General features: G+C 53.2%; 15 protein-coding genes. 6 read left to right on the top strand and 9 right to left on the bottom strand.

Going from position 1 to position 20,544, the window contains the following annotated elements:
- Positions 1-35: 35 nt before the first annotated feature.
- From LA756_RS01260 to LA756_RS01295, 8 genes are all read right to left on the bottom strand, one after another.
- Positions 36-1,613, bottom strand: a complete 1,578-nt coding sequence (locus tag LA756_RS01260) for a type II secretion system protein GspK (protein ID WP_224438073.1) — start codon at positions 1,611-1,613, stop codon at positions 36-38.
- Positions 1,610-2,587, bottom strand: coding sequence for a hypothetical protein (locus LA756_RS01265; RefSeq protein ID WP_224438074.1), 978 nt, complete (start codon positions 2,585-2,587; stop codon positions 1,610-1,612). The genes LA756_RS01260 and LA756_RS01265 overlap by 4 nt, the downstream gene beginning before the upstream one ends.
- Entirely contained in the window at positions 2,587-3,066 is a 480-nt protein-coding gene (locus LA756_RS01270; protein WP_224438075.1) for a prepilin-type N-terminal cleavage/methylation domain-containing protein, read from the bottom strand. Before LA756_RS01270 ends, LA756_RS01265 begins: the two co-directional genes overlap by 1 nt.
- Before the next feature lie 3 nt (positions 3,067-3,069).
- Positions 3,070-3,729, bottom strand: a complete 660-nt coding sequence (locus LA756_RS01275) for a prepilin-type N-terminal cleavage/methylation domain-containing protein (RefSeq protein WP_224438076.1) — start codon at positions 3,727-3,729, stop codon at positions 3,070-3,072.
- Between the two features lie 134 nt (positions 3,730-3,863).
- Complete coding sequence (gspG, locus tag LA756_RS01280) at positions 3,864-4,274, bottom strand: type II secretion system major pseudopilin GspG (RefSeq protein ID WP_224438077.1); 411 nt, start codon at positions 4,272-4,274, stop codon at positions 3,864-3,866.
- A 61-nt stretch (positions 4,275-4,335) separates the two neighbouring features.
- Positions 4,336-5,541: a type II secretion system F family protein gene (locus LA756_RS01285; protein ID WP_224438078.1), complete on the bottom strand. Its 1,206-nt coding sequence runs from the start codon at positions 5,539-5,541 to the stop codon at positions 4,336-4,338.
- Between the two features lie 41 nt (positions 5,542-5,582).
- Entirely contained in the window at positions 5,583-7,301 is a 1,719-nt protein-coding gene (locus LA756_RS01290; RefSeq protein ID WP_224438079.1) for a GspE/PulE family protein, read from the bottom strand.
- 272 nt (positions 7,302-7,573) lie between these two features.
- The gene (locus tag LA756_RS01295) at positions 7,574-8,302 is read right to left on the bottom strand and encodes a hypothetical protein (RefSeq protein ID WP_224438080.1); all 729 of its coding nucleotides are present in this window, start codon (positions 8,300-8,302) and stop codon (positions 7,574-7,576) included.
- Positions 8,303-8,632: 330 nt separating this feature from the next.
- On the opposite strand from LA756_RS01295, the gene LA756_RS01300 reads away from it, so the two are divergent.
- From LA756_RS01300 to LA756_RS01315, 4 genes are all read left to right on the top strand, one after another.
- On the top strand, positions 8,633-9,928 hold the full coding sequence (locus LA756_RS01300; RefSeq protein ID WP_224438081.1) for a hypothetical protein: 1,296 nt from the start codon (positions 8,633-8,635) through the stop codon (positions 9,926-9,928).
- Between the two features lie 227 nt (positions 9,929-10,155).
- Entirely contained in the window at positions 10,156-10,818 is a 663-nt protein-coding gene (locus LA756_RS01305) for a pentapeptide repeat-containing protein (RefSeq protein WP_224438082.1), read from the top strand.
- A 287-nt stretch (positions 10,819-11,105) separates the two neighbouring features.
- Positions 11,106-12,017 carry a response regulator gene (locus LA756_RS01310; RefSeq protein ID WP_224438083.1) on the top strand — a complete coding sequence of 304 codons (912 nt, stop codon included), beginning with the start codon at positions 11,106-11,108 and terminating at the stop codon, positions 12,015-12,017.
- Positions 12,018-12,069: 52 nt separating this feature from the next.
- Complete coding sequence (locus tag LA756_RS01315) at positions 12,070-14,580, top strand: response regulator (RefSeq protein WP_224438084.1); 2,511 nt, start codon at positions 12,070-12,072, stop codon at positions 14,578-14,580.
- Here LA756_RS01315 and LA756_RS01320 read toward each other — a convergent pair.
- Positions 14,577-17,921, bottom strand: coding sequence for a secretin N-terminal domain-containing protein (locus LA756_RS01320; RefSeq protein ID WP_224438085.1), 3,345 nt, complete (start codon positions 17,919-17,921; stop codon positions 14,577-14,579). The two genes, LA756_RS01315 and LA756_RS01320, sit on opposite strands and share 4 nt — an antisense overlap.
- Positions 17,922-18,307: 386 nt before the next feature.
- Here LA756_RS01320 and LA756_RS01325 point away from each other — a divergent pair, with 386 nt between their 5' ends.
- Positions 18,308-19,720, top strand: coding sequence for a DUF1570 domain-containing protein (locus tag LA756_RS01325; RefSeq protein WP_224438086.1), 1,413 nt, complete (start codon positions 18,308-18,310; stop codon positions 19,718-19,720).
- 123 nt (positions 19,721-19,843) lie between these two features.
- The gene (locus tag LA756_RS01330) at positions 19,844-20,515 is read left to right on the top strand and encodes an FKBP-type peptidyl-prolyl cis-trans isomerase (RefSeq protein WP_224438087.1); all 672 of its coding nucleotides are present in this window, start codon (positions 19,844-19,846) and stop codon (positions 20,513-20,515) included.
- Positions 20,516-20,544: the final 29 nt, after the last annotated feature.

Below are 20,544 nucleotides of genomic sequence, written 5' to 3' on the forward strand. Positions count from 1 at the left end.
GGGTGAGCGAGAAAATCCTCGCTGGCTAACCGAAATCAGTTGATTTGTCCGTCGTCGAGCCCGAGTTCAACACCTAGGACTTCCAAGGGATGCCCACGGCCTAATTCGGAAATGTCGCGCCACAACATGACTTTCGGTTGCGGCTGGGTTGCGTCGATGACAACTTCCTGTCTGCTAAAGGCACTTCCATCTTCGAAGTAACCTACAACTTGTGCCCGGTACACATCGCCACCGGCACAGATAAACGGTGAGAGCGAACGCATTTGTTCCGTGGTGACAATGCCTCGCATCAAAATCCATGTTTCGTGTCGTGTGACAGGATCTTCGGGATCAGGCACTGGCAGGCGTTGCTCGAGTATTTGTCCAGCGATTTCTTCGTCCATCCCTGGGATGCCAAGCAATATTTCGTAGGGAGCCTGATTGATGTTGATTCGCCCTGGAATGACCGGGGAAGGATTGATGGTCATGTTGTCCATAATGCTAGGCAAATAAACATTCATCGCGACGATGCTGTCCTCGAATGGCGACTGCATAGTGACGGTACGATTGCCTTGTTGGACTTGAACCGATGCGCCGATCAATTCCAACACGTTGCTGATCTGGGTTTGCCCTTCCTGCGAGAGATCGAGATTGACCGATCCGCCTCCGCCACCTCCACCGCTGTTGCCGCCACTGCTGCTCGAGCCGCCATAAATTCGGTAGGCGCAGATGAAGTCGGCGTATTCAGCGGGAAAGATGGCCGAGATGTTGTCATGAAGCGTCTGCAGGTCTTCTTCGTTGAGAAAGACTTTGGGTTGTCCCGTGTCGGAGTAATTCTTCTCCATGCTCACAAGCGTCAGATAGGAAGACCATCCGAGATCCGGCACAAGGTCCAACATTTCAGCCACTGCTGGGTCGCCATCCGGAGGTGGTGCCCATTCGTGATCGTCAACTAAGCCGTTTCGATTCGTGTCTCGACCGAAAAGGAGTTCAGGCGTTACGCCACGCACGAGCAGTAACTCTCCGACGGTCTCCAATGGGCCATTTTTGGGATTGTAAGGAGGATCGAGCGTGTTGTAATAATCGAACTCTGCACCCAGTTCGCGCGGTTCGTCGTCTTCGTCCAGGTAGTCGAGAATGCAATCAGCAATCTCTTCATTCATGCCCGGCAAAGCCATGAGAAGGGATTGTCCAGAACCTTCCGACTGCTCTTCGAGCATTAATAACGCGTTTAAATTGACTCGGCTCGATTCATCTTCCAAGCCGAAACGAATACCTTCGATAGAGCCGTCGACGTTAAGAGATGGCGCTAGAATCGAAAACCTTCCACGCGAATCTGACGTATCGTCTGGATGAACCAAGATGCCGCGCATGATATCGGGGTTGTCGTAAATGCCCCCTTGTTCGGTAATCAGTTCCTGGTCTTGTTCCAGGAAGACCGAGAGCATTGCGATGCCGCTCTCCGCGACGTTGCGAGCTTGAATCTGCCGACCTGTTAGGTGAGTTGCTTTGTTCTCGATAAACATCAACTCGGTGTAGGCATACGCCGAGAGCGTGATCATCATGACAACGATGAGTACGATGAAAAGAACCGCTCCACGCTTCGGTCGACGGTGACCAGGCGAGACGCTCATAGGGCGGCCTCCTCGGTTAATGTGTCGGTCGATTCTTCCTCTTCTTCCTCGTACGGTTTGGCGGTCGGGATGCGGATCAATCGGCGAAAAATCTGGCCGACGGGATTGCCTGTTTCGTCCACAGGAACTTCGACTGCTCCGTCAGAAAGAAGGGCCTGGGTTGTGTCGTGATCTCGAATGGCAATGATGACATCGACTGCCATGGGGAGACATCCCATCGCCTCGGAATCCCATTCTTCCAGCCACTGAAACCCATCGAAATAACGAAACTGCAGAAGCGAGATTTCCGGGGCAAGGATCTCCGCGGAAGCATCAAGTCCGGCCGTATCCCCTTCATTCAAAGCGTACTGCGTTACCGCACGATCGAGTTCACGTCGAACCAAACCAAATTGCGTTTCCGTGATACCGGCATCGCCAACGGTGCCATGCCCAAGCGAAGAAACGCCTGGTTGAAGCAGGAAATAGGTGACGGTTTTGATATCGCTAGGAATATCGCCAATCGCACGATCTCGAAAGCTCGTGTACTGCGGGTCATACTCATCGATTCGCGGGATACGGCTGATATCGACTTGAAGCTCCATCGCGTTGCCATATAAGCCAATCGTGGTTGGCAGCACGCTTGATGCAGCAAGCTCTTGGGTGTTTGAGCCTGCGATTGCGTCTTCCGCCATAGTGGGATCGATCCCCGCACTCGCGGCCAAGTCTCCGGCGCCTCCCGCTAAGCTGTCGGCAGCCAGCGTTTCCACAGCGGAGAAATCGATTTCGTTTTTCCAGATCGCGCTTTGCAGATCGGTTTCCATGCGGCGCATGATCGAACGAGCCAGTTGAGCTTGTTCGATACTTGTTTGGCTTTCGGTCACCTGAAAAAGGTAAAACTGGACCGCTCCGCCGACCGCCAATAAAACCAGCACAGATAGCGAGGAAGCCAAGATGACTTCCAACAGTGTAAAACCGTTTCGTGAAGAGTCACGCATCAGATGGCACCTCCTAGTTCCGTAGGAGCCCCATCACTGCTGTCGGGCAATTCCTCAACCGCAAGTTCAGGGTCGCGCATCCAGCGAACGATTTGAAACGAATCGTTTTCTGCTGCCGACTGAGCACCTGCCCTGCGCACTTGGACAGCGACCATGATCAGTCCGTCAACAGGAGCCGGTTCCCAGTTAATGCTGTATAGCCAGGGAGCATCTTGTTCGACGGCGAGTGTCGAAAGATCGCTGGTCATCGTGACATTCATGTCGGTCACAGGATCTGGCGGAATCAAGCCGAGAGCGATTTCTTCCATGATCGTTTCAGCGATCATTTGGGCTTCGGTTAATCCTTGGGCCTGTTGGGCGTTTTGAAAGCCCAGACTGACCAATTGACCGAGCATTGCCAACGAAACCGCCAGGACTGTCAGCGCAAGGATGACTTCAATCAGAGTAAAACCATGTTTGTAGGGACGGTGTGCCAGCATGATTTAGTCGACACCTCCATTGTCCAAGTTGGGGTCTTGAATCCGAGCAATTCCTGTCAGACCGCGAAGCTTTACCGAAGTCAGTGTTCCTCCTTCGCCACGCAAATACACGGTGGCATCCGAAGCGGTGCCATCAGGATAAAACAAGATAGGACGTGACCAGCCGGAAATATCCATGTCGGTGCCTTGCTCTTGTTCAAGGGAATAGCTTCGCATATCGGCTTCGACATTGTCGCCGGCGAAGACAACCCCTTCCTCGAGCATCTCGTTCAGCGTTTCCTGTTCGGCTGACTCGAGTACAACGCTCGATACACCGATTCCTTGGCTTGTGCCGGCGAAGTTGTTTTCCAACTCGTCGCTGCTGCGAACGAAAGGGGCAACCGTGAAGTTGCCGGTCTCTTGTTGAAAACGGAACATGCGAATACGGCCAGACTCCATGGCATCGACGCGAGCTCGCATGAACTCGGTTTGCACTTTTTCAGCCGAGATGGTTAATCGATGTCCTTGCAGCGAACTGAACAATGCTGGCATGCCCATGCCAAACAAAACGACCAGGATGGCGAGTACAAGCAAGAGTTCCAAGAGTGTAAACGCGCGGCGATACCGTTCAGCTTGAAGCTGTCGGAACGTCACCGATCGTGTTGGTAAATGGAACTGCTTCATGGATTGATTGCAGCGAACTCTGGCTATCTCAATACGGCAAGGGCCATGGCCACGGCCTTGCAGACAACATCGCTTCGATGCATGCCCACGCGGTCGTGGGCATGGCACCCACTTAGTCAATCACCACCGGAAGACTAGCCGGTAATGTCGTCTTCGGTCCCGCTGGCCCCGTCTGGTCCCATCGACCAAATCTTGAAGTTGGCCCCGTTCACTTCGTACTGGTACTCGTTTTCCCATGGATCGAGTGGAATGGATTCTTCTTCCAAGTAAGGGCCTTTCCACTTGTTGCCTTTATCGTCGGAAGGCTGGGTGAGCAAGTTGTCCAGCGATTCAGGAGCTTTGTTCATGTTCAGCTTGTAGAACTTGATGGCTCCTTCGATGTTCTCGACTTGAGTCTTGGCAGCCTTTTCGAGGGCTTGACCTTGGATATTAAAGATCGAGACGCCGACCAACGAACCCAGGACCACAAGGATCACGAGCACAAGCAAAACTTCGATAAGCGTAAAGCCGGCGACCGACCGGCGGCGTCGTTTCAGGTGGGACATGAATTGTTTCTCCTTAACAATGGTGGGTGTGTGTTTTACGAAAGCGCGATTAGTGTTTTAGTTAAAGCGAGCTGCTCATTCGGAACACCGGCAAAAGCAGGGCAATCACCACGATAAGCACGATGAATGCCATGACGAGCAGCATGAGCGGCTCGAGCAAGCGAACCGCCAAGTCGAGTCGGCGAGTCGTTCTACGTTCCAAGTTGTCGGCAATTTCGACCAACACGCGGTCCAAAGAGTTCGACTCTTCGGCCACGCTAATCATTTCGACGACTGTCTTGGGGAAATATCCGGAAGAGCTAAGAGGAGCTGCCAGTGATTCACCCGAGGAAATATTCTCGGATGCGTCCTCAATGGCTTCCGCCAAAATTCGATTCCCGGCTGCCTGGCGGCTGATCTCTAAGGCTCGAAGGATTGGGACCCCGTTCTTTAGCATTGTCCCGAGCACACGACAAAAACGTGCGACAGACAAGTCGAGCAAGATCGATCCAAGCAGCGGGACTTTAATCTTGAAGTAATCAAAGCGACGTTTGCCTGATTCCGTTTTAAATATCGTTCGCAAATAGGCAAACAGGCCGATAAGCCCTATCAGAATAAACAACCCGTAGCTGTTCAAAGTTCCGCTAAACCACAACAACCAGTCGGTAATCGCCGGCAATTGGCCACGTTCTCGCAAGCGGGCAAACATCTCTTCGAAGCTGGGAACGAAGAAGACGAGTAGGAACGTCAGAATTGCGGAGCCCACAACGGCCAGGAAGATCGGATAGGCCAGGGCGCTGATGGTGCGGCCTTTGAGGTCTTCTTGTTCTTCGGTAAAGGAAGCAACACGTTCCAAGGCATCTTCCAGGAAGCCACCTTCGGCGCCGGCTCGAACCATGTTGATGGCCATGTCGCTGAAAGCTCGAGGATGACGAGCCATGGCGGTGTCTAACGGTTCGCCTTCTTCGACACGGCCTCGGACATCTTCCAAGACGCTTTTCAAAGCCTGATTCGAGGCCTGGTCGTATAGCACGTTTAACGATCGCATCAAAGGGACACCGCTACGCACGAGCGAGGCCAACTGCGAATAAAACGTTGCTGCTTGCTGAGGGCTTACCTTCTTGCCACCAAACTGAAACCGAGCCCCTTGCTTTTCCTGTTTAACTTCAATCGGGAAAAGCGACTTCGCATTGAGCGAATTGATGACTTCGCCTTCGGTCTGCGCAGTCAGCTTGCCCGAGACCTTTTGGCCCTGCAGGTTTCGTGCGACGTATGCGAAGTCTGGCATGATTTAGGTAGGCTCAGTGGTGAGGTGGGAATTGTATTGTACTAATTTCCGCGAAGATTATCACTCTTAGTGACACGAAGAATTTCTTCCACAGACGTTTGTCCGGAAAGAACCTTACGCCAGCCATATTGACGCAAAGTTGACATCCCTTGCTTGATGGCGGCTTGCTTGATTTCCCAGCTACTGACGTTGTCGTGCACCATTTGGCGGAGATCTTCCGACGATGCGAGGAACTCGTAGATACCCATTCGACCGGTGTAGCCCACGCCTCTGCATTTACGACACCCAGTCGGGTGGAACAGACGCGTTTCGTCCTGTTGCATCAAATCGTCCCACGGGAAGTCGTCCGGCAGATCGGCTCGATGTACCCCGTGAGGGGCTTTGCATTCAGGACACAAACGTCGAACAAGACGTTGGGCCATCACCCCTTCGACGGTCGAAGCAATCAGAAACGGTTCGACCCCCATGTCGACCATACGAGCAAACGCACCTGCGGCATCGTTGGTGTGAAGCGTGCTAAACACCAAGTGGCCGGTAAGCGAAGCCTGGATCGCGTTTTCGGCAGTTTCCAAGTCACGAATTTCACCCACGAGCACAACGTCAGGGTCATGACGCAAGATGCTACGCAGCGAAGCACTAAACGTCAGGCCGATCTTCGAGTGGACTTGAATCTGGTTGATCCCGTCCAGCTGATATTCGACAGGGTCTTCCGTCGTGATGATCTTGGTGGCTTCGTCACGAATTTCGAGTAGCGAACTGTAAAGCGTTGTCGTCTTACCAGAACCGGTCGGTCCGGTGACAAGGATAATCCCGTGAGGCTGGCGGATGACTTTTTGGAACTGGGAATAAACGTCGGTGTCCATCCCCAGTTTTTGCAAATCAAACGTTAGCGAACCTTTGTCCAGAATACGCATGACGATGCTCTCGCCATGGATCATTGGGATTACCGAAACACGGACGTCGATCTCGCGGCCACGGACTTTCAGCTTCATGCGACCATCCTGAGGAAGTCGCTTTTCCGCGATATTCAGTCGCGACATAATCTTCAAACGGCTAATGATGGCCGCCTGAAAGTAGTTGATTTCCGGCGGGACCGGTTGTGAATGAAGCATGCCGTCGATTCGGTATCGAATCACGACGGTGTTGTTGGATTGAGATTCGATGTGGACGTCACTCGCTCGCGATTCAATCGCTTCGAGCAAGATTTCATTCACCAGGCGAATGACCGAGGCCTCTTGTTCGATCTCGGCAAGTTCGCCGTCGTCGTCCAGATCTTCCAGCAGTTCGACGCCGGCTTCTTCTTCCTCTTTTCGAGCCAGCATCCCTTCGACGGTTTCGCCACCGACGCCGAGATTGGCTTTGATCAGCTTGGCAATTTCGGTTCGGCCCGCTAAGACAGGCACCACGCTCAACCCAGTTGCCGAGGCGACTTCATCCAACGGATACAGATCGAACGGATCGCTCGTGGCAACGACGATACTGCCATTTTCCCGCCGAACCGGCAAAAGCGACTGGCGGTAGATCAACCGCTGGGGAATCGACTTGATCAGAGCCGTATCGATTTCGGTGTGATTCAAATCGATGAAATCGAGCCCTACGGCTGTCGCGAGTGCTTTGAGTGCTTCGTCTTCTTCAACGAACGAGAGCTGCACTGCCGTGGGAATAAAGTCAGCGCTTGTTTCCTGTTCATTGCGGACAATGTCGGCCTGTTCGGGCGTCAGCAATCCACAACTCAGCAGAATTTCACCAGCATCGACCATAGAGACTTATTTAACCAGGAGAGGGGGGAGAGGGAGGAAATCAGGTTACCGCGCCTGACCGATTACCAGACCCAACGCGGTCGGTCCATTCTTAAACGAATGGGAGATTAGGCTTTAGCTTGCTAAGTATTAAACGTTTTGCAACCACCAAAGGTTTCGCGAATTCCCAAATCGAACCCTGTTCCTTCCGATCATAACGGATAACCCCTCGCCAGGGCGAGTGGCGAGGGGTTAATGGTGCGATAAATTCCCTTGCGGGTAATTCGAGCGACTTAGATTTCGCCGTCGTCGTTTCCACCACGGCCGCCGGGGCCACGCTGGCCACCGCGTCCGCGGTCTTGACCGCCGCGACCACGGTCTTGCCCACCGAATCCACGTCGCTCTTGTTCCATTTCAAACGGATCGCCGACCATTTCTTTCCATTTGGCCTGTTGTTCAGGGGTCAGCATCTGAAGAAGTTCGTCATCGGCTTGTTTGCGAAGCTCTTCGATCTTTTCACGCATCTCTTGCTGAAGTTCTTCCGCTTTTTCACGCATGTCTGCGAGTTGGTCTTCGCTCAGCCCCAAAGCTTCGGCGATACGAGGATTCGAGAACGAAACGCCTCCGCGGCCTTGCGATTGCTGCTGAACTTGAATCTGCTTCAAGCGTTGCAGTTGGCCAGGCATCAAAATTTTGCTGAGGTCCTTTTCCATGTCTTCACGAGCCGTTCGAAGCTTGTCGAACATTTCGCGGCGTTCATCTTCGCTGGCGTTACGCATGCCTTGGAACATATCACGCATGCTTTCCCGCATTTCCTCGCCGAGATCACGAATGTCTTCGAGCTGCGATGGAACGACTTCCAGCTCTTTTTGAACCGATTCGTTGTTCAGCAGGCCGAACAAGTCGCCGCCGGGTCCACCAGGACCGCCACCTGGGCCACGTCCACCGGGACCTTGTGCCATGACCGAACTCGATGCGAAAGCCATTGCCCCCGCGCAAACCAACGCGACCAGAAGTTTCATCGAAGCACCTTTCAGGAAAAGGAATTGCCCTCGCCCATACGAGGGGGATATTAGTTGTTGCCATCCTGATTCCTGTCCTGTGGCGTACCATAGTGCCCTCAGGGGGAATCTGCATAAGAGAGGTCAACCATGGACGCCACGTTAGGTTTCGCCTCAAATCGAGATTCCGACAGAAAATTGCGATATTTCTTAAATTGGCACGTCGAAAACCACAACTCCCCGGCCCCTAACGGGGTTTATAGAAGCGTACCCGGCGTGGTTGAACTAAGGTAAATCTAGCTCAACTTCGGAATCGCTTTCGTTCATTGACGACTGTTCAGGATCATCAAGATGGTCACTCGTCCCCTGGCTCACTTCGGTTTCTTCAGTCTTGCCCTCGCTGTTTCGGCCATGTTGGCTGGTTCCACGTTTGCGCAAGGACCGCCACGCGGTGGCCCAGGATTCGGTGGACCACGTGGTCCTGGAGACTCCGGCGGTCCTGGCGGCGAGTCTCGTTGGGGACGCCGCGGCGACGACGGAGACCGGGAACGTGGCCGAGGCGATGATCGAGATCGTGAGCGGGGCGACCGAGAGGATCGCGACCGCAGAGATGACCGAGATCGTGGCGACCGTGGCCGAAGCGACCGGGGACCGAGCGGCTGGGATCCTACGGAGATGCTTCGCCGAATGGATCGTGACCGAAACGGCAAGATCGAAGGGGACGAACTCGAAGGCCGCGGCGGAGAATTCGTGCGACGGATTTTAAACGGCACCGGGATGGAGAACAGCAAAAGCATCAATATTGATGACGCTTCGAAGGCCGTACAGAAAGTTCGCGAGCAGCGTGAAGCAGGCGTAGATTCGGCGAGTATGTCGTTCGGAGCGGCGTCCGATGCTGAACCAGCGGTCGGCTTTGACGCTCCGCCTCCTGTAAATGGTAAATCTTTGGAAGAACGTTTTGGCAAGTCTGTCGTAGATCAAGTCGCTGGCATTATGGAGCGTTACGACAAGAACAAGAACCATTACCTGGATGGCCCTGAGTGGTCCGAAGTCCGTTGGCGAGATGATCCTACCCAGGACGATGCCAACAAGGATGGCCGGCTTTCTATGGAAGAACTGTGCAATCGAATTGTTCGCTCCAATGGCAGTCGTAGTCGAGGCGATGACCGAGGACGTGACGATCGCCGTTCTGATGAAGGTGATCGCAGCGGTGACGACCGGTATCGCCAGTATGCCGAAAGTCTTCTTCGTCAAAACGATCGAAATAAGAATGGAGTTCTCGAAAAAGACGAGTGGGGCCGACTACGAGGCAACCCTGCCGACTACGACAAAAATGGCGACGGCAAAATTACCGTCGAAGAGCTAACACAACGATCCGAGAGTTTCGGTCGAGGGCGCTCTTCACGAGATCGCTCCGACGAAGCGCCGAAGCAAGAAACTTATCGGTTTCTAACAGCGACCGAACGTCTTCCCAAGGGCCTGCCAGATTGGTTCATGCGAAATGACCTCAACGGTGATGGCCAGATCATGATGCACGAATATACGACGTCGTGGAGCTCGTCGAAGGTTGCAGAGTTCAATTCTTACGATCTCAATGGCGATGGAGTGATCACTCCGAAGGAATGTCTTGGCGCGGAAAAAGGCTAGTTCTTTCACGCAGTTTTGACGTTTATTAAGGTTGGTCGAATCTGTTCGACGTCGCCGAAAAATCAATTTACACGGCTGAGGTGGATCGGTAGTTTCAGAGTTCGATCCGAGTCAACCCCCAGTCCAGCGATCGACGAAAGTGGCACGTAGTCGGTGCTAGTCGGACGCAGGGCGTTCTTTGCGCTGCCGTGGGAATGATCGAGATACGTCACAAAACCTCAGGTGAGATGCTTCGTCAACTCAACGTGAAGTCTCTCGTCGGTGCGAAGTTGTCCAGTCTGCCGCTCTGCGGGGCATGGCTTGCAGACTTGGATCTTACCGAAGCGATTCTCGACATTGCCGATTTGCGAGAGGCTGACTTGAGCCGGGCAACCCTGGAGCGTGCCAGCTTACAAGATAGTTGTCTGGCACAAGCGAACTTGGCCAATGTCAACGCGGAGAATGCCGACTTCTCGAATGCCAAATTGCGTGCGGCAATTTTATTGGAAGGTAATTTCCAGCACAGCTCGTTTCGTTATGCCGATCTTAACGGAGCCAACTGCGAAGGGGCGAAGCTTTCCGATTGCGATCTAAGTATGGCGAAGTTACGGGGTAACTTTTCGCACGCCAATCTAAATCGATCTGATCTACGATCGTCTGATTTAAAGGGAGCCAATCTTCGTCGCGCGTCGCTAAAGAAGGCTTGCCTGGAAGGCGCCATCTTTGTCGGAGCAGACCTTACCGACGCAAACCTGGAGGGGGCCAAGCTGACGGGCGCGAAGTTTTTCAATTCGATCCTTCGTGGAACCATCTTAGAGAACTCAGAGATGGACGTTCGTTTGGGAAGTGGCACGATGACGAAAAAGAAGAAGACCGGACAAACCAAGTCTTGGTGGAATGTCTGGAGCTGAAGGGCACAGTTCTCCGCTGGCTAAGTGCCTGAAAATGCGCAGAAGCATCGTGAAAGTTTCGTGAATTTGAACGTATCTCATTCCGCGAAGAACGCGGACAGGGGTATACCTGTAATTCAATGACGCCGTAAACGCTATGCTAACGCAGCTTCGAAATTCTCCTTGAAAAACCTCTGGGGTATGACCGAAGTCACACGTTACCCATTGATGTCCGTGCAAGCGATCGACTTGCTCGCGTCCCTGTGATTTTTACTATCTCTGGTTTCGGGATCGTAGGAGAGTTCTGCATGCCCACCATCCTGATTGTCGACGATACTCCGGTCGATTTGCACTTGATTGAAGCAATTCTCAAGAAGGATCCTGCCAATGGATCGATCGCCAAGGCATCGCATGGAATGGACGCGTTGGAAAAGCTGCACGCCATCGCCGAAGAAGTCGACTTGGTGGTAACCGACTTGAACATGCCCGAAATGAACGGCTTGGAATTAGTGACCCGGATGCAGACCATCTATCCGGAGATTCCCGTCATTCTGACAACGGCCCATGGAAGTGAACAGCTTGCCGTCCAAGCCTTAGAGCAAGGGGCTGCTTGTTACGTACCTAAAGGGCTGATCGCCGAACGCCTGTTGCCAACCGTGCAGCAAGTTCGTGCCATGGGGCAGGCAGAGAAAAACTACGAACGTTTGACCAACTGCATGAAGACGGCTGAGTTCACGTTTGAACTCGAAAACGAGCCGGTTTTGTTTGAGCGGCTTGTCGAGATGCTCCAGCAAATCTGCGGAAGTCTTGGCATCTGCGAAGATAGCGGCCAGGTTCGTTTGGGGATGGCTCTGGAGGGTGCGTTGTTCAGTGCTTGCTACCGAGGGAACTTGGAGCTTTCGTTGGATGAAATCGATCAATTGCAGCTCGGTAAGCCAGATGCTTTAGCGCTCGTCGAATCTCGCCGTATGACCGATCCATACCAAGGACGCCGCGTGCGAGTTACGGCAAAGATGTCGCCGAAACGTGCGGAGTTTGAAATCTCGTTCGATGGTGCCGGCATCGATCCGGCATCCATTCCTGATCCGAATGCCGCCAATGCCCTTGATCGAATCGGGAATCGCGGGCTCGTGCTGATGCAGGCATTCATGGACGAATTCAAGTTCGACGAAGTCTCGAAAACAATCACGATTGCCAAGGTTCGATCAGACGCTTCTTAGATAGGAAGCGTTTGTCGAATTCAAAGCCTGAAACTTCTGACGCTACGGCCTGATGATTTATTCCGATCTTTCCAAGTTGCTGAGCAATTCGACCGTAGCGGAACTGCCCGCACATGAGATTGCGGTCGACGCGACAACGCACACCAAGGAAGTCGAAGAGATATTCAATTCCCAACATGATCTTCCAGGAATTCTGATTCTGGTAGAAGATCAGCTGTTGGGAGTTGTCTCTCGCGAAAAGTTTCTCGAATACATGAGTCGGCTTTTTTCGAGAGACCTGTACTCGCAGCGGCCGGTGCGCCTTTTGTATGAAGCGATCAATATCAAGCCGCTTGAGTTGTCGAATGACATCGGGATTCATGAAGCAGCGAGAGCTGCGCTGAGTCGTTCACGCGATGTCGCTTACGAACCAATTGCAATTCGCTGCGAAGGGGGCACCTTCCGGCTGATGTCGGTGCACATGCTCATCCAGGCTCAGTCGCACTTATTGGCGTTGGCCAACGATGTGATCCAGCAGCAGAAGGAAGTCGCTGACGCGGCGAATCAGGCCAAAGGGCAGTTCCTGGCCAACATGAGCCACGAAATTCGCACGCCGATGAACGGCATCATCGGCATGACGGAGATCTTGTTGGAAACAGAGCTCTCCGACTCTCAACGAGAATATCTTCACATGATCAAAACCTCGGCAGATGCTTTAGTCGGGGTCATCAACGATATCCTGGATTTTTCAAAGATCGAGGCCGGCAAACTGGTTCTCGAGGAGATTCCATTTCAAGTCCGCGAGGTGCTCGGCGACTTGATGAAGACCATGGCATTCCGCGCCCATGGCAAAGGCTTGGAACTGGTGTGTGATATTCGTTCTGAAGTTCCAGCCGAAGTCCTGGGCGATCCGGTCCGTTTGCGTCAGATCATCGTGAACCTGGTGGGCAACGCCATTAAGTTCACAGAGTCAGGCGAAGTGGTGCTTCGGGTGGAATGCGACTCCGCCCCTACGGATGAGATGGTTGAACTCAAGTTCAGTGTCATCGATACCGGCATCGGTATTCCGGAAGTGGCACTCCAAAAGATTTTTGCAGCGTTTGAACAAGCAGACGGATCGACAACGCGAAAATTTGGGGGAACCGGTCTCGGGCTATCTATTTGTTCCCGGCTCGTAGAATTAATGCAGGGGCAAATCGGTGTCGAAAGCGAAGTCGACAGGGGAACCGTCTTTCATTTCACCGCGAAAATGAAGAAAGGCTCTCTGGCCGATTCTCGGCTGGCTCCGTTCCCTCAGGAAGCCCTGCAAAATCATGTAACGTTGATCGATGACAACGATTCCGCATTGAACGTCGTTGCCGAAATGTTGAACAACTGGGGATTGGCTCTTTGCCCATTTCACGATGGAGGAATGGCTCTGGCCCAATGGGACAACGCGGTTGATCGAGAAACAGCGAAACGTGTGGTCATTGTCGATGATCAGATGCCGAATATCGAAGGCATCGAATTTCTACGTCGGTTACAGCAAGAGATGGGAAACGCCGATGCTAAAGCGATCTTGCTGACTCATGGCGTCATGAGCGAGAAAACCCTGCAAGAGTTGCCGTGCCGAATCGACGCCGTCGTGGCTAAACCGGTCAAGCAATCAGATCTTTTCGATGCAATGGTGACGGTACTTGGATTCGAGGATCTCGCGCGACGTCAAGATCGTCATTCGTCGACAAGTGGTGCTTTCTCAGTTCAACCGGCGAACATACTTTTGGCCGAAGATAACCTCGTCAATCAGCGGTTGGCTTCGCTGCTGTTAGAAAAATGTGGTCACACGGTTCGTGTCGTTGGCGATGGCAAACAGGCCATCGATGCTTGGCAATCGGAAGAGTTCGATCTTATTTTGATGGACGTGCAGATGCCCATCATGGATGGTTTTGCTGCCACCGCCGAGATTCGTAGACAGCAACATGAACGTGGTCGAAAGACTCCAATCGTTGCCATGACGGCTCACGCGATGAAAGGGGATCGCGAGCGATGCCTTGAAGCGGGCATGGATGACTATGTCACCAAGCCAATCAATGCCAATGTCCTTTATGAAGTCATCGACCGTGTAATTGCGAATAAAGATGTTGTTGCGGAAGTAGTTCCAGTCGAATCTGTTTCAGAAATGGTGGAAGAGATTGCCCTGGAGGAACCTGTGGTCGTTGCCGAGCCAGAGACGGCGGAACCGGTAGAGTTAAAGCTGGTCGACTATCCAGCGGCGCTCGCGAACGTGGGTGGTGATCATGATTTGTTGGTCACGCTGATTGGTGTTTTTCTGGAAGACAGTCAGCGATTGCTTGGCGATATGCAGGATGCCCTGGCAAGCAGTGACGGACCCAAACTGCAGCGAAGTGCTCATAGCATGAAAGGGTCATTCGGTTATTTCGCGGCAGAGAAGGGGATCGAAGCCGCCAAGCGAATGGAGGACCATGGGCAGAACGAAAACTTCACGGCTGCCCAGGCAGATCTCGAGATCTTGCTCCAGCAGTTCGAGGTCATTCGCCCCGAACTGAATCTTATCGTCCAAGGGATGGTTCCGACGAAGGCTTAGCGACCTCCGCGACCACCGCCGCCTCCACCACCACGGGTGCTGCCGCGTCCACCTCGTTCGCCGCCGCCACCTCCACTGGGAGGGCCTCCACGTTCACCGCCACCTTGGCGTTGCATCTGTTCGCGAATTCGTTGGAACATTTCCATCCGTTGTCGCATTTCGTCTGGGTTAGGTCCTGACTGAGCATTTGAGCTTGAGTTGGAACTGCTACTCGAGCTTGAAGCACTTGAGTTGACATTGACGGCCTGACCAGTCAACGAAGAGAGTGCTTTCTGGATCGTTTCCGGATTGGAACTACGAACTTTCACAACTTCCATCGTTTGGTTTGTGTCGTCGCCAGCTTGATCGAGTTCTTCGACCAGCGCTTTCACTTCTTCAAACAAGGGGTCAGGAGCCGAGACGACAAGCGAATTGCTGCGTGTATCAACGCCGATGGTCATCTTTTCAGGCTCGCTTTGTGCTCCACCGCCGCCTCCTCCTCCGTCGCGACCTCCACGACCACCTCGCAGTGCGCGGATGAAGTCTTCTGGAGATGGCTGACGCTGCTGTTGCCCACCGCCGGTGCTGGCGATTCGATCGGCGTAAACCGTTTGAACGATGTTGGCGATCTCTTGAGCACTGGTAAACAAGACCGGAATCATACGTGGCGTACGCTTCGTTTCGACTTGTTCAGGACTATGCGGCTGATCCATGATCTTGAGTAATTGATCGATCTTGTCGAGATCTTCGACGCTCGCTTGAATCACCAGGGCGTTGAGACGCATGTCAGGAATAATGCTGAGCGAGCCACCGGAAAGCGAAGTGCTGGAACTGCTTGAGCCCAAGCCCATCAGGGAACCCATCAGGCCACCACCGCCTCCCAGCATTTCAGAGGCAATATCACCCATCAGCGATCCGCCGCCGTCGTCGCTTGGCGTGACACCGGTCAAGATGCTCTGGAGCATTTGAGCTGCCACATCCGCTTTAACATAACGAAGGTAATAGACAGAATACTCAGCGGAAGATGAATATCGCGAACTCAGCGTTTCAATCAACGCTTCTAACTTGTCCAAAGCGTCTTGGTCGTCCGAGGCAATGACCAAACCGTTGGGGCCCATCATTACGACGATTTCTCCTGGCTTTTTCGATGCCCCTTCGTTTGCAGGCGTCTTTGGTAGGGCAGAAGGGCTCAGGTTCTCAGCTTGAGCTGGGCTTTGAGCAGCAGTAATGATCGGTGCACGGCGCGATTGTGTTTCCTCTTCCGACGGAGTCTCTTCGCCGTCGAAGGCAACATACTGGAACTTAACGTTTGGCTGACGAGAAGCTTCCGAATCGAGCGAAGGGCGATCGTTGGGGCGGTCTTCCTGAGTCGAACCGGTCGTGTTAGGGGGATCAACCGGCGGAGCAGGGGAGAGCCCGCGAATCGCCGGCGACGATGATGGGCGAACCACGCGAATCCGGCTGGTGCTGACCGTTGGCCAAAGCATTTCCAGTTCATTCAGCACGCGTTCCGCAGCTGTACCTGAAAGTGGGATCGAGCGGATGTTGCCGCGATCGGCTTGCATTGCCAAAGCAGCTTTCGGGTCTTCTCCCATTTTCATCAGCAGGTCTTTGATCTGCCGAACTTGTTCGCTTGTTCCTCGAACGAGAAGCTGCGATGTCAGTGGATCGGCATCGATGACAGGGGCGTTTGGGTTCGGCTTTTCGCCGGTGCCGCCGAACAGTTTACTGATCGATAGCACCGCCATTTGCGGGTCGACGACCATCAGCTGGATGACTTCAACTTGCTTAGAATCGCGTTGCATTTGAGCAAGCGTGGCTTTCACTGTCGAGTGCTCTTCACCACGAGCAAGCGTGATCAAATTGCCGGTGTTCTCATCGATTGCCAGGCGGACGTCTGGATTCCCTGCCAGCAGCGTTTGCATCACCTGAAGGGTGGTGGTCGGATCCAATGTCCCCAGTGGATAAACTTCCAACTGCAACTGATCGGCAGGAGAGCTACCTAGTCCGCCCCCTGGGACGTCGACTTGAGCGATAAGCTTTTGAACCTTTTCGACCGTGTCTTTTTTGCCGGTCACAAAGATCTTCGTTCCAAGCGTGTCCGTTGCGAATCGGACCGATCCATCTTCGGCTGTGTTCGAACCTTCAGCCATGCCGATCAGTTGCCGCACGACTGCCAGAATTTCTTCGGCCATCAAGTTCTTCGTTTCGACAACGGTAACATCATTGCCGAATGGGTTTTCGACCGCTTGAATCATGTCGCGAATGGTGCGTAGCCGCCCTGCGGTTTCCGTTACGAAAACTTGCTGGGACTGCGAAAGGGCTACGACAGCACCTTGCGGTCCGATCAATTTCGTGATCTCCGCTTCCGCTTCTTCCGCGGACATCTTCTTGAGATCGAAGAGCACGCTCACTAATTCGTACTTGCCCCGCTCGTCGAGTTCGTCCATCGAAATGGTTGTGACCAGGTTCGGTGGAATGCCATCTTCCAGGTTCACGACAATCAGCATTTTCTCGCGACGAACGAGCGTGTAGCCCTTGGTCAGCAAAATGCTATTGAGCAGGTCGATTGCTTCTGCCGGCGTGTAAGCTTTGCCGTCGGTGTAGTTCAGTGTGCCGGGTGGGGGTGAGTCCATGATCAACGAAAGATCGGCTTGCTCAGCAAACCAGTCGAGAACATCACCCCATGGTTGATAACGGAAGCTGAACTTCATCGTGTCGCTGGCGCCGCGCGTCGCCGAATCGGATGGAGAAGCAGCAGGTGACGAACCTTCCGAAGCAATCATTTCAGGAGCCGGTTGAGCGGCTTCTTCACGGCTCGGAGGAACGACCTCGTCAGCGGGAATCGTTTCAGGGTTGTTGGTAATCCCGGCAAGTTCTTCCCACTTGGCACGCTGCGATGGGCTTAGCAGTCGGTTGGCAAAACGCTCGAATTCCGCGATCTCGCGCGGTCCGGCATTAGGGGATTTCGCGGCGCTGAGGCTTCGCGAGAGTTCTTCTTTCTGCCAATCGGCCAAGTTCAATTGGCCAGCGATCGAGGGCTCCAAGATTGAAGGGAGCCCCGCTTTTTTCACTTGCAGTTTCTTTAGCTTGTCTTGCTGCTCGGCGGTAAGCAGCGCCATGGCCTGCTTTTCTGATTCGGCGACATACGCATCGAGCTTGGCCTGTTTTTCTTCTGGCGAGGCCCCTTTGAGCTCCATCGCCATATCCAAAGCCTGCTTCTCGCGTTCGTAGGCCAGCGTCTTGAGCTTCATCAGCACTTCATCGTCGAGCTGAAGCTCGGCAGCTGCTTCGTCTTCCAACGCAATGGCTAACGACCCTACGAAGGTGGGGTCGGCAGCGTTAATGCTGCGTATTTGCACGCAAACACCGAGAAAAGCGACAGCAACGGTGCAGGCCAATGCCTTTGCAAGGTAGTTCCGACAACAAAGCGTTGTATGCATAAGGTATTGCAAATTAATAGGTTAGAGTTCTTTGGCCCTGGCCAGGACGAGTCATTTCTGGCAAGGCTGAAGAGCGTAAGCAAAGGCTCTCAATCTAATCTAAACCCCACTAATCGCCCTAAGTGTCAGAATTCGGGAAACTTTTTGAGATTCCCAGGGTGGATTTTCCTTAGGACAAGAAATTTACTTGCTGGAATCTCTACCGTCACGACAATGAAAACATCGCACGAGTCAGGTGTTCGCACTTGGCTTCGCCTACCGGTATCGACTTATCTGACTACATGTCTCGCAAGAGGAAAGCACGAATGGTGCCATGTCGCTCCAGCTGCTGGGCTGGGCTCGCGATTCTCGTTTTTGCCCTTCTTACGGCACCTTCGTTTGCACAAAAACGGGTGACGGTGCCTGACCCTCGTTCCTTTGGGCTCGACATCCCTCCTGGGCTGGTTCTTCATAACGTGAAGGGCAACGTCAAGTTTCGCACCGACGAGGGTCAAGAATCCATCGGCCGAATTCAAATTGCGATCGATACCAATCTGGTGGTCGAACAGCCAGATGGCCGATTGGTGACCCGGAAGATCTCGGAAGTTCAAAAGACGGACGAACCCTTTGAAGGGATCGATCGCAAAGAACTCGAGGAACGTCTGAAAGCGGAGCATCCCGGGTTTAAAACGTTTGCCACGCGGCACTTTATTTTTGTCTACAACACTTCCAATGAGTTCGCTCAAGGGACGATGCGAATTCTTGAGTCAATGTTGCCGGGTGTGATGGCCCATGCGAAACGCCAGAAGATCGACGTTCATGACCCTGACGTACCATTGGTCGTCATCATGTTCGCGACAGAGCGGGAGTTCAATCAGTTTTCTGACGACTTGCCGGACGGCGTGGTGGCGTATTACGACGTGATGGAAAATTACGTTGTGATGTATGAAAAGCCGACCGATACGCCATTTAAGTGGGAACTGTATATCAAGCAGGCAATTGCGACGATCGCCCACGAAGGAACCCATCAAATTCTGCACAACATCGGCGTCCAGCAACGACTTTCGCTTTGGCCGATGTGGATTTCGGAAGGAATTGCCGAGTACTACGCTCCAACTGAATTTGGCAAACGGATGCGTTGGAAAGGCCCCGGTGTCATCAACGACATGCGAATGTTCGAGCTTGAATCGTACCTGAAAGCCAAAGACGCCACGCAAGCTGACGGAACGATGATCTCAGAGACGGTAGGCTCCAGTGGTTTACAGTCGACAGGTTACGCTTTGGCTTGGGCGATAACCCATTATCTGGCAACGCATAGAAAGCTTGAATTCGACAAGTTCATGAAAAAGGTCAGCGAGCTACGGCCGCTGGAAGGGGCACTCGACCGTGGCCCTGATGGCAAAGTGACAAGCAATTTAGAAGGATTTAAAGAGTTCTTCGGGACCGACGTCGCCGAGCTAGAACGAGAACTTGTCCAGCATCTTAAGTCACAGCCATATGATCATCCGCTCAAAGAATTTCCGCACATCGTCGCATCAGTACAAGTGAATATAAACAACCGCACTTTTGGCACTGCCAATGTATTTCATAGTCAGGAACTGGCATCGAAGTGGCAGCGAGAGCAAGTTCGCAAGTTGGATGCCGTCCAGCAGCAGAACGCTCGTGCCGGTATGCAGGTCTTTCCCAATCGTAGGGCCGCCGAGCGGTTCGCTGATCAGTGGTTAAGGGCTCATAACTAGAGTTTTTAGATTGCCCTCTCTTTTCCCAACCACCAAAAAGCTCGATAATTACGCACAGTACCTAGAAACGGTCTGGGTGCCAGACCCATCCCGGGACCCCACCTATTGCCCGAAAGGAAATTCATGATCCGTTCACTTTGCGCCATCGCGATGGTGCTGGTCGCTCACGCGGCTTTTGCCCAGGAGATTAAATTGGAGACGACCGAACAAAAAGCTTCCTACGCCATTGGCCGCAATATTGCGAACGAAGTCGCTAATCCCGATGTTCCTTTTGACGTCGAAGCCCTTGTTGCTGGTTTCCGCGACGGTTTGTCCGGCAAGGAATCGAAGCTTTCCGAAGAACAAGTGACCGCCGCACTGCAAGCTTTCCAGACTTTGGTCCAAGGCCAAATGCAAAAGAAGGCCGAAGAAGCTGCGAAGGCTGGCGAAACCTACTTGGCTGAAAACGCCAAAAAGGAAGGCGTCGAAACCACCAAGACCGGTTTGCAGTACAAAGTCATCGAAGCTGGTACCGGGGCAACGCCTAAGCTGACCGACACCGTGGTTTGCCATTACAAAGGCACCCTCGTCGATGGAACCGAATTCGACAGCTCGTACAAGCGTGGCGAACCTGCTCAGTTCCCAGTCAATGGCGTGATTGCCGGTTGGACGGAAGCGCTTCAGAAAATGAAAGTCGGCGGCAAGTGGAAGCTGTACATCCCAGCCAACTTGGCTTACGGTCCTCAGGGCCGACCAGGCATTCCACCAAATGCTGTATTGCTGTTCGATATTGAACTGCTCGACATCGCTAAGTAGTTTGCTGAACTGATTAAGTAAAACATTAA

Origin of the sequence: Bremerella sp. TYQ1, assembly GCF_020150455.1 — a bacterium.
In the GTDB taxonomy this organism is placed as follows: domain Bacteria; phylum Planctomycetota; class Planctomycetia; order Pirellulales; family Pirellulaceae; genus Bremerella; species Bremerella volcania_A.

Bases quoted from the DNA above. Each gene is read 5' to 3' on its own strand.
- LA756_RS01325 (WP_224438086.1), top strand. From the start codon at position 18,308: ATGGTGCCATGTCGCTCCAGCTGCTGGGCTGGGCTCGCGATTCTCGTT.
- LA756_RS01310 (WP_224438083.1), top strand. From the start codon at position 11,106: ATGCCCACCATCCTGATTGTCGACGATACTCCGGTCGATTTGCACTTG.
- LA756_RS01285 (WP_224438078.1), bottom strand. From the start codon at position 5,541: ATGCCAGACTTCGCATACGTCGCACGAAACCTGCAGGGCCAAAAGGTC.
- LA756_RS01305 (WP_224438082.1), top strand. From the start codon at position 10,156: ATGCTTCGTCAACTCAACGTGAAGTCTCTCGTCGGTGCGAAGTTGTCC.
- LA756_RS01265 (WP_224438074.1), bottom strand. From the start codon at position 2,587: ATGCGTGACTCTTCACGAAACGGTTTTACACTGTTGGAAGTCATCTTG.
- LA756_RS01260 (WP_224438073.1), bottom strand. From the start codon at position 1,613: ATGAGCGTCTCGCCTGGTCACCGTCGACCGAAGCGTGGAGCGGTTCTT.
- gspG (WP_224438077.1), bottom strand. From the start codon at position 4,274: ATGTCCCACCTGAAACGACGCCGCCGGTCGGTCGCCGGCTTTACGCTT.
- LA756_RS01330 (WP_224438087.1), top strand. From the start codon at position 19,844: ATGATCCGTTCACTTTGCGCCATCGCGATGGTGCTGGTCGCTCACGCG.
- LA756_RS01275 (WP_224438076.1), bottom strand. From the start codon at position 3,729: ATGAAGCAGTTCCATTTACCAACACGATCGGTGACGTTCCGACAGCTT.
- LA756_RS01295 (WP_224438080.1), bottom strand. From the start codon at position 8,302: ATGAAACTTCTGGTCGCGTTGGTTTGCGCGGGGGCAATGGCTTTCGCA.
- LA756_RS01300 (WP_224438081.1), top strand. From the start codon at position 8,633: ATGGTCACTCGTCCCCTGGCTCACTTCGGTTTCTTCAGTCTTGCCCTC.
- LA756_RS01290 (WP_224438079.1), bottom strand. From the start codon at position 7,301: ATGGTCGATGCTGGTGAAATTCTGCTGAGTTGTGGATTGCTGACGCCC.
- LA756_RS01315 (WP_224438084.1), top strand. From the start codon at position 12,070: ATGATTTATTCCGATCTTTCCAAGTTGCTGAGCAATTCGACCGTAGCG.
- LA756_RS01270 (WP_224438075.1), bottom strand. From the start codon at position 3,066: ATGCTGGCACACCGTCCCTACAAACATGGTTTTACTCTGATTGAAGTC.